Raw genomic sequence first — 12,297 nt, forward strand, 5'->3', positions numbered from 1 at the left:
TCACATCCGGTCGAAGCCGGCCACGGTGCAGGCCGCGATCTGGGCGTGCGCCGAGGCGGCGTTCTGCGTCTCGCCGCGGGCGATCTGCGACTGCTCGATGGTCGACCAGTGGCGCCGGCACAGCGGGCCGGTCTTCGAGCCCAGCGACAAGGCCTTGCGCGCCAGGGTCTCGGCGCGCTCCCAGTCGCCCAGTGCCAGGGCGACCTCGGCCCGCTCCTGCAGCACGGCCGGGTCGTCCGGGCTGATCAGCAGGGCCTGGTTGAGCGCCTCGGCCGAGGCCTGCCAGTCGCGGCGGCGCTGGGCGGCGACCGAGGCCTCGCGCAGGTCCTCGACCTGCGGGTCGCGGATCGGCTGCACGTCCAGCTCGCGGTCGTCGGTCTTGGCCACGGCCAGCACGGCGTTCAGCGCCTGGGTCGGGGTCAGGCGCGGCGGCGCCGGGGCGGCCGGCGGCGGCGGCGGTTCGGTCACGCAGGCGGCCAGCGGCAGCAGCAGCGCGCAGGCCAAGGCAAGACGGCAGGGACGGGTCATAGCGGGCTCGTGGACGGCGGCGGCGGGGTCGGTGTCGGCAGTTCGCGGGCCGGGGTCTCCGGCTCGTCCTTGGGCGGCAGGCCGAACCAGCGCCGCCAGCCGCCGGACTGTTCCTCCGGCGTGGAGAACTGCTGGCAGGCCTGGTACGGCGGCGCGTGGCCGGCCACGAACGGGAAGCGGCGCGCGCCCGGGCAGCTGGCGTCGGTGGCGGCCGAATCGGCCACCCACTGCCAGTCCAGGCCCTGGCTGGAGACCTGCAGCGGGGCGCTGGGCAGGCGCGAGAAGATGCCCGACCAGACCTTCATCGCGCCAGTGGCGCCATACAGGCCGGTCTCCAGGTTCTGGTCGTTGCCCATCCACACCACGGCCAGGTGATCGCCGGTGTATCCGGCGAACCAGCTGTCGCGGCCGTCGTTGCTGGTGCCGGTCTTGCCGGCCGGCGACAGCCGGCCCAGGCCGTCGCTGAGCAGCTGGCGGCCGGTGCCGTCGGTGACCACCGCCTGCAGCGCCACGGTGACCAGGTGGGCGGCGATCGAATCGCCCTCCTGCGCCTTGGCCGGGGTCTTGTCGTAGCGGTTGAGCACCCGGCCCTGGGCGTCGATCACGCCGCGCACGGCGTGCAGCGGCTGGATCTGTCCGCCGGAGGCCAGGAACTGATAGGCCTGCGCCATCGCATACGGGCTCTGGTCGGTCGCGCCCAGGATCAGCGAGGGGTTGGGCTCGGCCTCGACGCCGGCCAGCACCTTGAGCAGGTCGGCCACGCGCTGCGGGTCGACCTTCAGGCCCACGCGCACGGTCGCCTGATTGTAGGAATGGGCCAGCGCATCGATCAGCCGCCCCCGGCCGTGGCTGCGATTGTCGGAGTTGGACGGGCTCCAGCTCCGGCCACGGCCCAGCGGCACGGTGATCGGCTCATCGTCCACCCAGCTGGCCAGCGACCAGGTGTCCGGCTGCGACAGCGCCAGCAGGTAGACGAAGGGCTTGATGATCGAGCCGACCTGACGCTGGGCCTCGACCGCGCGGTTGAAGCCCGGCACGGCCACGTCGCGGTTACCGATCACCGCCAGCACGTCGCCGTTGTGGGTGTCGGTCAGCACCAGGCCGGCCTGCAGCGGCGGGCGCTTGCCCTTCTGCAGCTGGTCGATGGTGCGCTTGACCGCGCCTTCGGCGTAGGCCTGGGCCGAGGGCGACATGCCGGTCATCACGGTCAGGCCGGCGCCTTGCAGCGCGTCGGACGGATAGTCGTGGGCCAGCTGGCGGCGCACCAGGTCCACATAGGCCGGGAAGCGGTTGGCCGCGGTGATGCCCGGGTCGGTGGTCACGCCCAGCGGGGCCTTCACCGCGCGGTCGAATTCCTTCTGGTCGATCAGCCTGGTCGCCAGCATGCGGCGCAGGGCCAGGTCGCGGCGCTCGCGGGCGCGCTCGGGATGGCGACGCGGATCGTAGTAGGAGGGGCCTTTGACGATGCCGATCAGCAGCGCCATCTGCTCGGTGGACAGGCTGTCCAGGTCGCGGCCGAACCAGAACTCCGAGGCCGCCGACACGCCGTGGATCGCCTGGCTGCCGCGCTGGCCCCAGTACACCTGGTTGAAGTAGGCCTCCAGGATGGTGCGCTTGTCGTAGCGCGCCTCCAGGATCAGCGCGTACAGGATCTCGTTGAACTTGCGGCCCACGGTCTGCTCGCGACCGATGCCGAGCAGGCCGCTGCGTGCCAGCTGCTGGGTCAGCGTGCTGGCGCCCTGGCGCACTTGGCCGCCGCTGCTGACGAACTCCCAGCCCGCGCGCGCGATGCCGGACAGGTCGATGCCGTGGTGGGTGGCGAAGTCGCGGTCCTCGACCGCCTGCAGGCCGGTGACCAGCAGTTCGGGCACGTCCTCCAGCCGCACCAGCCGGCGCTCTTCCTGCTGCTGGCCGTAGAGGGTGGCGATGCGCGCCGGGTCCAGCCGCGCCGAGCGGATGTTGCGGCCGCGGGCCAGGTCGCGCAGGCCCTGCACCTCGCCCGCCGACAGCGTCACCTGGATGCGCGTGGCCGGGATGATGTAGTCCACGTCGGTGAAGCCGCGGCTGGCGATGGTGAAGCGGTTGCCGTCGCGCGCATAGGTGCCGGGCAGCTGGCCCTTGCCGTCGTCCTGGTAGGAGGCCGCGTCCAGCTCGGTCTTGAGCGTGGCCGCGTCCAGCGCCTCGCCCTCGGCCAGCGGCAGCGGGCGGGCGTAGACGCGGGTGGGGATCTGCCACTGCAGCGCGCCGAAGCGCTGGCTGACCTGGTGGTTTAGGTAGGCCACGTACGGAATCATGAAGCCCAGCCCCAGCCCCAGCAGCGCCAGAACGGCGGTGATCAGGCGGTTGCGCCAGGCCGGGGGGGCCGTCGTGGCCTCGTCGTGCTCGTCGTCGTACGCCTCGTCGGCGTCGTAATCGTTGCGGGCCACAGGTGGTGCGACAATGAAAAGGACAGGAGAGTCTAGCGCAGCCCCGCACGCGGCCGGCCGCGCGGCCTTCCGCCCGATCAGCCGGAGTTGAGTTCTGATGAGGATGTTGTGGGATGAGGCGCGCTTTGCCTGGACGCGCGCGGCCTCCACCCTGCGGCGCGTCATCGCCAGCGCGCGCAGCCGCGGCCTGGCCCCGACCGCCCGCCGCGCCTGGCAGCGCCTGGCCGGCGCCCTGAACCGCCCCGCCCCGGCCCGGCCGCTGTGGCTGCCGGCCTCGCAGCCGTTCTCGCCCTTCGCCGTGCCGGCCTCCGCGGCGCCACTGGCCAGCCTGATCATCCCGGTCTACGGCCAGCTGCAGATGACCCTGGACTGCCTGCGCGCGCTGGCTGCCCGGCCGCCGGCGCTGCCGGTGGAGATCATCGTGGTCGACGACGGCTCGCCCGACGACACCGCCGCCTGCCTGCCGCAGGTGCAGGGCCTGCGTTACCACCTGCGGCCGCGCAACGGCGGTTTCATCGCCGCCTGCAACGACGGCGCGGCGCTGGCGCGCGGGCGCTACCTGGTCTTCCTCAACAACGACACCCTGCCCCAGCCCGGCTGGCTGGAGGCGCTGCTGGGCACCTTCGACACCCATCCGGGCACCGGCCTGGCGGGGGCGAAGCTGGTCTACCCGGACGGCCGCCTGCAGGAGGCCGGCGGTGTGGTCTTCGCCGATGGCTCGGCCTGGAACTACGGCCGCTTCGACTCGCCCGACGACCCGCGCTATGACTATGTTCGCGCGGCCGATTACCTGTCCGGCGCCGCGGTGGCGATCCCGCGCGCGCTGTTCGAACAGGTCGGCGGCTTCGACACCCGCTACGCGCCGGCCTATTACGAGGACACCGACCTGGCCTTCGCCGTGCGCGCGGCCGGCCGACGCGTGCTGTACCAGCCGGCCTCGGTGGTCGTGCACCGCGAAGGCGCCACGGCCGGCAACGACACCGGCAGCGGCATCAAGGCCTACCAGGTGCGCAACGCCCGGGTGTTCGCCGACAAGTGGCAGACCGCGCTGAGCGCACACCCCAGCCAGCGCAGCGAACCCTCGCCCGCCAGCCTGCACGCGCACCAGCGCCAGGTGCTGCTGATCGATTCGATGACGCCGCGGCCGGACCGCGACTCGGCCTCGCTGCGCCTGGTCAACCTGATCGCGCTGCTGCAGGAAGAAGGCGCGCACGTGGTGTTCGTCGCCACCGACCTGGCCCATGTGCCGGGTTATACCGAGGCGCTGCAGGCCATGGGCGTGGAGGTCTGGTACGCGCCGTTCGCCACCGCCCTGCCGCGCTTCCTGCGCCAGCACGGCGCGCGCTTCGCCACGGCCATGGTCTGCCGCCACTACGTGGCCGACGCGGTGGTGCCGCTGCTGCGCACGCATGCGCCGCAGGCCAAGGTGGTGTTCGACACCGTGGACCTGCACTACCTGCGCGAGCAGCGCGGCGCGCAGACCGGCGGCGATGCGGCCATGCTGCGCCAGGCGCAGGCCACCCAGGCGCGCGAACTGGCGGTGATGGCCGCGGCCGACACCACCGTGGTGGTCAGCCCGGTCGAAGCCGAGGAACTGGCGCGCGTGGCGCCGCAGGTGCGCGTGGAGATCCTGTCCAACCTGCATCGCCCGGCCACGCCCGGCGGTGCGTTCGAGGACCGCGCCGATCTGCTGTTCGTCGGCGGCTTCCACCACCCGCCCAATGTCGATGCGGTGGTGTGGTTCGGCGAGCAGGTGCTGCCGCTGATCCTGGCGCGCGCCCCACGCCTGCGCCTGCACGTGGTGGGCATGGACCCGCCGCCGCAAGTGCGGCGCCTGGCCGGCGCCCATCTCATCGTCCACGGCCACGTGCCCGACCTGCAGCCGCTGCTGGACGCCAGCCGCATCGCGCTGGCGCCGCTGCGCTTCGGTGCCGGGGTCAAGGGCAAGGTCAATCAGGCCATGGCCCACGGTCTGCCGGTGGTGGCGACCTCGATCGCGGTGGAAGGCATGCACCTGCGCGACGGGCTGGATGTGCTGGTGGCCGACACGCCCGAGGCCTTCGCCGACGCCGTGCTGCGCCTGGACGGCGATGCCGCGCTATGGCGCCAGCTCTCGGACAACGGCCTGGACAATGTGCGCCGGCACTTCTCCCTCGACGCGGCACGCGCGACGGTGAGACGGCTGTTTTTGGAGCAGGAGTGAGTGGAGAGGCGTGAGGAGCGACTAAGAGCAAACGCAGGCGCTCCTGCTTCTGCTCACTCCTCTTCCCCTAGTCCTCCATCAGCCGCGCCAGCGCCTCATACGCCACGCGCACCGTCTCCGGGCCGTGCAGGCGTTCGAGGCGGCGGACGACGAAGTGGCCGCGGGCCATGCTCTGGAAGTGGTCGGTAAATACCGCGTTGACCGTCGCCCCGCCGAGCGCGCCGAGCACCGGCATCCACTGCGCGGCGGCCTTCTCGCTGACCTGGATCGAATAGCGCTCGGCGATGGCCTTGACCAGGCCGACCAGCACCGGCGCGCCTTCCTTCTGCAGGCCGTGGCGGGCCACGTGCGTGGCCGCGTCGGCGACCATGCGACTCATCGCCTCGCGCGCGGCGTAATAGCCGACCTCGGCCGCGTCGTCGGCCGAGGACGGGCCGCCCATCGCTAGCACGCGCACGCATTCCAGGCGCACGGCCGGGTCGTTGAGGTCGGCGCCCTCGCTGCGGGCGATATCGGCGATGGAGCGCAGCATGATCGTGGTGGTCAGCGGCAGTTCGATCGCCAGCGCGGTCAGGCCGAACGCGCCGCCGAAGGCGCCGGTGGCCGAGGTCGCCCCCAGATGCCACCAGTCCGAGGACTTGCGCGCGCCCTCGGCCGGCACGCGCGTGTCCAGCGTGGTCAGCGACAGGCGCAGGGCCGCGCCGATGGCCTTGCGCGTGGCCGCGGCGATCAGCGCATGGGCCCGACGCGGCAGGAAGCCAACCAGCCGCTCCACCGGCGCGCCGACCAGGTTGGCCACGCGCGCGCCGAAGCTGGGGTGTTCCAGCCTGCGCACGGCCTGGCGCAGCTGTTCGAGCTCATGCGGGCCGAGCGTGCCGGCCTGGCCTGCCGGGATGAGTTCGCCGACCAGCGGCTGTGCGCGGGCCATGCTCAGCCGCCTCCGGCGCGGGCGTGGGCGATGCGCGCGGCGAAGTCGGCCAGCCCCGGCGCGCTGCGGTCCAGGCCGCGGGCGCGCTGCAGGGCCTCGCTGGCCACGCCCAGCTCGCCGGCGCCCAGGCGCTCGCTGCCGATGTCGATCCAGCGCATCGCCAGCTGCCGGCGCGCCGCCGCCAGGCTGGCATCGCCCGGCGCCATGGCCTGCCAGGCATCCAGGCAGGTCTGCGCGGCGCGCACGCGGTTGGCGGCCAGCGCGCGGCTCACGCAACCCTGCACGTTGGGCAGCAGGCGTTGCGCGGCGCGGCGCACGGCTGCGTCGTCCGGCGCCAGCGCCTGGGCGGCGCGCAGCTTGTCGTAGGCGCTTTCGCCCGGCGGGTCGACCCAGTCGCCGCGGGCCTGGGCGCGCTCGGCCTCTTCCAGCAGGGCGATCACGCGGCGCTGGCGCTGCGGCGAGGGTGGCGCGGCGTGCTCCATCCGCGCCTGGCTGCGCTGGGCGCGCTCGATCGCGCGCGTGGCCTCGGCCACGGCCGCCGATTGCGGCGCCAGCGCGCGGGCCTGGGCCAGCGCGGCGCGCGCCTGCTCGAAATCGAAATCGGCTGCCTGGCGCTGTGCGTCCTCGGCGTAGGCCCGGGCGACCTGCTGCACGCCGCTCGTGGCGGCGGCATCACTGGGCGCGGCGGCGAGGACGGCGCGGTAGCGCTCCAGCGCCGCGTCCAAGCGGCCGCGGCGCAGGTCGGCCTCGGCCTGGCGACGCTGATCGTCCAGGGCGCGCGCAAGCTGCGCGCGCGCGGCCGGCAGGTCGAAGTGACCGGCGTCGAAGCCGCGCACCTGCTCGATCAGCTGCGCGCCCTGGGCCAGTTCCCCGGCCGCCAGTTCACGGCGCGCCTGCTGCAGCTGGTCGGACAGCAGATCCTCGCGGCCCTCCAGCGCGGTGGTGTTGTCCGGCTGCAGCGCCAGCACGCGCTGGAACAGCGGCAGCGCGGCATCGTCGCCGCCGACGATGCGCCCGGCCGCACGCGCGGCCACGGCCTGGGCCAGCAGCGTGCCGATGCCGGCGGCGCGGGCCTCGCGCTGGCGCAGTTCGGCCGCGATCGCGTCGGCGTCGGCGCGCGGCACCTGCAGCTGGCGGGCCAGATCGAGTGCCTGGCCCGCGCCGGCCAGATCGCCTGCGGCCAGCGCGGCGCGCGCCTGGCCGATCGCGGCGCGACCGACGCGGGCCAGGCCGTCGCGTGCCTCGCTGCGGTCGTTGTCCAGCGCCAGCGCGGCCTCGAAACGCTGGCGCGCGCCGCTGCCGTCCGGCGCGCTCAGCCGACCCTGCTTGAGCGCCGCCTCGCCCTGGTCGAGCAGGGCCTGCACGCGCGTGCCTTGCCACAGCCGGTCGGCGATCGGTTGGCGCAGCGCCACCGCCGCGACCAGCAGCGCGAGCACGGCCGCACCGAGGATCCACGGCCAGCGCCGCGTTTGGCGCCGCACCGGTAGCGGGCGCACGCGATCCGGCTCGCCTGGCGCGGCCTGCCAGTCGATGCGCGGTTCGATCCTGCCGTCAGGCAATCGGTCGTGCGGCTCCATCACGCGCGGCAGTATCCGCCAGCCAACGTGACAAGCCGTTCCCTATGCTGAACGGCAGATTTGCGGGAGAAGCTAAACACTTCAGCCCATCGCCATTCCCGCGAACAAGGGGGATCCAGTGCCTCTCGCCCTGCATGCAGAAGGCGTTGGGTTCCCACGTCCACAGGAACGACGATCGGAGAGGTCATCTGCCCCTCCCCTTGTCCGCGCAGCGGGCAGGGGGAGGTTGGGAGGGGGTGCTTTTCGCGTGGTGCCTGAAGTGCAGAAGCAACAGCACCCCTCCCCCTCAGTCGCTCGCCGCGACTTCGAGCTCCCCTTCGTGCTGCGCACGAAAGGGAGGGGGCCAAAAGCTGCGGCGGAGGCCACTGCGCGGCGCGGACAACCGAAGGCGCGCTTTGCTGCGTGGGAAGAACGCGCCTTGAAAGCTGCGCTCAGCCGGCGCGGCGCGCGTCCTGCACGCCGGGCAGCGCGTCCAGCTTGCCGAGCAGGGTGGAGAGCTGACCGTAGTCGGAGACCTTCAGCCTCAGCCGGAAGCGGATCTTGCCGGCGCCGCCGGCGCTGTCGCTGTGGATGTCCAGCACGTGCGCATCCTCCTGCGCGATCAGCGTGGTGATGTCCTTGAGCAGCCACTTGCGGTCGATGGCGCTGATCAGCGCATCGACCTCGTAGCCGCCGCCGGCCACGCCCCACTCCACCGGCAGCACGCGCTGCGGATGCTGGGCGGCCAGCCGGCGCAGCGCGGCGCAGTCGCGCCGGTGCACGGTGACGCCGCGGCCGCGGGTGAGGTAGCCGACGATGGGTTCGCCGGCGACCGGTTGGCAGCACTTGGCCAGCTGCACCAGCAGGTTGCCCACGCCCTGCACGGTGAAGCGCGACTTGTCCGCGCCGGGGGCGCGCTGCACGGGGCGGCGGATCGGGTTCTGCGGCGGCAGCGGGCCGTCGCCGGCCTGCGCGCGCTGCTCTTCCTGCAGCGCGCGGGCGACCTGGCTGGGGCCGGTGTCGCCCAGGGCCACCTGGATGTACAGCTCCTCGGCGGTCTCGGCGCGGAACTTGCGCAGCGCCGGCCCCAGGTCCAGCTGGTGCAGATGCAGGCGCTTGAGCTCGCGCTCCAGCAGCTCCTTGCCGGCGGCGATGTTGCCGGCGCGGTCGAGCTTGTGGAAATACGCGCGCACCTTGTCGCGCGAACGCGCGCTGGCCAGAAAGCCATTGGCCGGCAGCAGCCAGTCGCGCTTGGGCTCGCCGGCCTTGGCGGTCATGATCTCCACCCGGTCGCCGCTGCGCAGCACGTGGCCCAGCGGCACGATGCGGCCGTTGACCTTGGCCCCGCGCGTGCGGTGCCCGACCATGGTGTGCACGTGGTAGGCGAAATCCAGCACCGTGCCGCCGCGCGGCAGGTCGATCACTTCGCCCTTGGGCGTGAGCGTGTAGATGCGGTCCTCGGCCAGCTCGGCGGCGAACTCCCCGCCCAGCGCGGCCTCCGCCTTGGCCGTATCGCCCGCCTCGCTGTCGCCGGCGTGCTCGAGCAGCCGGCGCATCCAGGCGATCTTGCGGTCGAAGGCGGCATCGCCGCCGCCCTCCTTGTAGCGCCAGTGCGCGGCCACGCCCAGCTCGGCCTGGGCGTGCATCTCGTGGGTGCGGATCTGCACCTCCAGCGCGCGCCCTTCCGGGCCGATCACCGCAGTGTGCAGCGAGCGGTAGTCGTTGGCCTTGGGCCGGGCGATGTAGTCGTCGAACTCCGACGGAATCGGCGTCCACAGCGCGTGCACCACGCCCAGCGCCGCGTAGCACTGGGCCACGTCGCTCACCGCGATGCGCACCGCACGCAGGTCGAACAGCTCGTCCAGCGCCACCTGCTTGCGCTGCATCTTCTTCCAGATGCTGTAGATGTGCTTGGGCCGGCCGCTGACCTCGGCGGCGATGTGGTGCGCGGCCAGGGTCTGACGCAGGGTCGCCTTGACCTGCTCGATGTAGCGCTCGCGCCCGCCGCGCTTGTCGTCCAGCTGCGCGGCGATGGAGCGGTAGGTGTCCGGCTGCAGGTAGCGGAAGGAGAGGTCTTCCAGCTCCCACTTCAGCTGCCAGATGCCGAGCCGGTTGGCCAGCGGCGCGTGGATGTCGCGGGTCAGCAGGGCCAGCTCGCGGCGCTGGTCGGCCGGCAGCGTCGCGGCCGCGCGCATGCGCGCCAGCTGCCGCGCCAGCAGGATCGGCACCACGCGCAGGTCGTGGACCATGGCCAGCAGCAGCCGGCGCAGGCCTTCGGTGTTGCGCGCCGAGGCCGGCTCGGCATGCAGCGCCCAGACCTGCGCGGCGGCGGCCTGGCCATCCAGCAGCGCCGGCAGGCCGGGATGGCGCGTGCGCAGCGTCCCCAGCAGCGCCGGCTGCAGGCCCGGCAGGCCGAACAGCAGGGCCGCGCCCAGCACCTCGGCGTCGGCGGACAGCCCGGCCAGGGTGGCCAGGGTGTTGGCCAGCACCGGCCACGGATCGGGCATGCCGTCCTGCGCACCGGGCTGGGCCAGGGCGGGCTCGACCTGGTCGCGCAGGCCGGCGGGCAGCACGGACAGGGCGGCGTCGGAGGCGGACAGCGGCAGCGTCGGTGAAGCGGACATCAGGCGTGCACCATCACACGGTGGGGATCGAAGGGTACGACTACACTAACGGCCTGCCCCTCGTTGAAGAACACCCATGCCGCGCACACACCGTGCGATCCGCCCCCGGCGCACCGCGCATCCTTGCGCTGCACCGGCCTGCGCGTGCTCGGGCAGGGGCCACCGTTCGCGTGCGTCCTGATGCAAGGCCTCGCCGATAGGCTGCAGCCGCTGGCGCACTGGTGCGGCGTGCAGGCGCACCGTCCGCTGGACTGGCTGCGCCGCCAGTTCCGCGCCAGCGACCTGTGGTTCATCGGCCTGGCCGCGCTGGTCGGGCTGATCGCCGCGGCGCTGACCGTCCTGCAGAGCGGCATGGCCCATCGCCTGCAGGCCTGGCTGTACGGCCTGGCGCCGGACCAGCGTCTGAGCATGCTCGACCATGTCAGCCTCAGCCAGCTGCTGGTGCTGCCGCTGGGCGGCCTGCTGGTCGGGCTGGTGACGCTCATCGCGCGGCGGCGCAAGCGCGCGCTGATCGACTCGGTCGAAGCCAACGCCCTGCACGGCGGCCGCATGTCGATGCGCGACAACCTGATCGTCGCCGCGCAGACGCTGCTGTCCAACGGCTTCGGCGCCTCGGTCGGGCTGGAGGCCACCTACACCCAGATGGGCTCGGGCGCCGGTTCGCAGCTGGGCCGCATCCTGCGCGTGCGCCGCACCGACATGCGCACCCTGGTCGGCGCCGGCGCGGCCGGGGCGATCGCCGCGGCCTTCGGCGCGCCGCTGGCCGGGGCGTTCTACGCCTTCGAGATCGTCATCGGCGCCTACGTGCCCTCGGCGCTGGCGCCGGTGGCCGCCGCCGCGCTGGCCGGGGCGTTCATGGCCGACACGCTGGGCGCGTCGGCCTATACGCTGCCGGCGGCCACCGCCTACCAGCTCGAGCCGCGCGACTACGCCATCTACATCGCCCTGGGGCTGACCTGCGCGCTGATCGGCATCGCGGTGATGCGGCTGGTGGCCGGGATCGAACGCGGCGTCGGCAAGATCCAGCTGCCGATCTGGGGCCGGCCGGTGATCGGCGGCCTGCTGCTGATCCCGCTGGCGCTGGTCTCGCCGCAGGTGCTGTCCTCCGGCCACGGCGCGCTGCACCTGGACATCGGCGGGGACAACACCTTGCAGCTGCTGGCCACGCTGCTGGTGCTCAAGTGCCTGGCCTCGGGCATCTGCCTGGGCTTCGGCTTCCGCGGCGGCCTGTTCTTCGCCTCGCTGTTCATGGGCTCGCTGGTCGGCGCGTTCTTCGCAGTGGGCATGAACCAGCTGGTCCAGGCCTCGGTGGTGGACGTCACCGGCGCGGCGCTGGTGGGCATGGCGGCCCTGGCCGCGGCCATCGTCGGCGCGCCGATGACCATGGCCATGCTGATCCTGGAGGGCACCCACGATTTCGTGCTGACCACGGCGGTGATGGTGGCGGTGCTGGTGGCCAACACGGTGGTGCGCCAGGCCTTCGGCTATTCGTTCTCGACCTGGCGCCTGCACCTGCGCGGGGAAAGCATCCGCAGCGCGCGCGACGTGGGCTGGGTGCGCAACCTGTCGGCCGGCAAGATGATGCGCAAGGACGCCAACCACACCTTGCAGGACACCAGCGTGGCCGAGTTCCGCCGCCGCTTCCCGCTGGGTTCGACCCAGCGCGTGGTGCTGGAGGACGAGCGCGGCCACTACGCCGGGCTGGTGCCCCTGTCGACGGTCTACGCCGACCGCGTGCGCGAGGACGCCACCGTGGCGCAATACGCCCAGCACCGCGACACGGCGCTGACCGCCGACACCGACATCGTCTCGATCATGAAGGTCTTCGACGCCACCCAGGCCGATGAACTGGCCGTGGTCGACGACGAGCGCAAGGTGCTCGGCGTGCTGTCCGAAAACTTCGTGCGCAAGCGCTACGCCGAGGAGCTGGAGAAGCGGCAACGCGAGCTGATGGGCGAGCGCGTCAGCGGAGATGAGTGACCCCTGGGCGCTGCCGCGCCTCTGCCCCTCCCCCTGCCTGCGCAGCAGGCAG

7 protein-coding genes are annotated in these 12,297 nt (G+C 73.0%); 2 read left to right on the top strand and 5 right to left on the bottom strand.

Annotated elements, in window-relative coordinates; all coding sequences use genetic code 11:
- Both WFQ05_RS10955 and mrcB read right to left on the bottom strand, forming a co-directional pair.
- Nucleotides 1-528: a tetratricopeptide repeat protein gene (locus WFQ05_RS10955; RefSeq protein WP_130517209.1), complete on the bottom strand. Its 528-nt coding sequence runs from the start codon at nt 526-528 to the stop codon at nt 1-3.
- Nucleotides 525-2,954 (bottom strand): penicillin-binding protein 1B, encoded by a 2,430-nt coding sequence (gene mrcB / locus WFQ05_RS10960; protein ID WP_337053844.1) that lies wholly within the window; start codon nt 2,952-2,954, stop codon nt 525-527. Before mrcB ends, WFQ05_RS10955 begins: the two co-directional genes overlap by 4 nt.
- 97 nt (nt 2,955-3,051) lie before the next feature.
- Between mrcB and WFQ05_RS10965 the strand changes: the two genes are divergently transcribed.
- Nucleotides 3,052-5,157, top strand: a complete 2,106-nt coding sequence (locus WFQ05_RS10965; RefSeq protein WP_337053845.1) for a glycosyltransferase — start codon at nt 3,052-3,054, stop codon at nt 5,155-5,157.
- A 67-nt stretch (nt 5,158-5,224) separates the two neighbouring features.
- Here WFQ05_RS10965 and WFQ05_RS10970 read toward each other — a convergent pair whose 3' ends face one another.
- The 3 genes from WFQ05_RS10970 to WFQ05_RS10980 all read right to left on the bottom strand — a co-directional run bounded on the left by WFQ05_RS10970 (nt 5,225) and on the right by WFQ05_RS10980 (nt 10,265).
- The gene (locus tag WFQ05_RS10970; protein ID WP_337053846.1) at nt 5,225-6,085 is read right to left on the bottom strand and encodes an EcsC family protein; all 861 of its coding nucleotides are present in this window, start codon (nt 6,083-6,085) and stop codon (nt 5,225-5,227) included.
- 2 nt (nt 6,086-6,087) lie between these two features.
- Nucleotides 6,088-7,662 carry a hypothetical protein gene (locus tag WFQ05_RS10975; protein WP_337053847.1) on the bottom strand — a complete coding sequence of 525 codons (1,575 nt, stop codon included), beginning with the start codon at nt 7,660-7,662 and terminating at the stop codon, nt 6,088-6,090.
- A 431-nt stretch (nt 7,663-8,093) separates the two neighbouring features.
- Nucleotides 8,094-10,265 (bottom strand): bifunctional (p)ppGpp synthetase/guanosine-3',5'-bis(diphosphate) 3'-pyrophosphohydrolase, encoded by a 2,172-nt coding sequence (locus tag WFQ05_RS10980; RefSeq protein ID WP_337053848.1) that lies wholly within the window; start codon nt 10,263-10,265, stop codon nt 8,094-8,096.
- A gap of 180 nt (nt 10,266-10,445) precedes the next feature.
- Here WFQ05_RS10980 and WFQ05_RS10985 point away from each other — a divergent pair, with 180 nt between their 5' ends.
- Nucleotides 10,446-12,245 (top strand): chloride channel protein, encoded by a 1,800-nt coding sequence (locus WFQ05_RS10985; protein ID WP_337053849.1) that lies wholly within the window; start codon nt 10,446-10,448, stop codon nt 12,243-12,245.
- Nucleotides 12,246-12,297: the final 52 nt, after the last annotated feature.

This window comes from Pseudoxanthomonas sp. USHLN014 (genome assembly GCF_037153335.1).
GTDB classification, from domain to species: Bacteria; Pseudomonadota; Gammaproteobacteria; order Xanthomonadales; family Xanthomonadaceae; genus Pseudoxanthomonas_A; species Pseudoxanthomonas_A winnipegensis.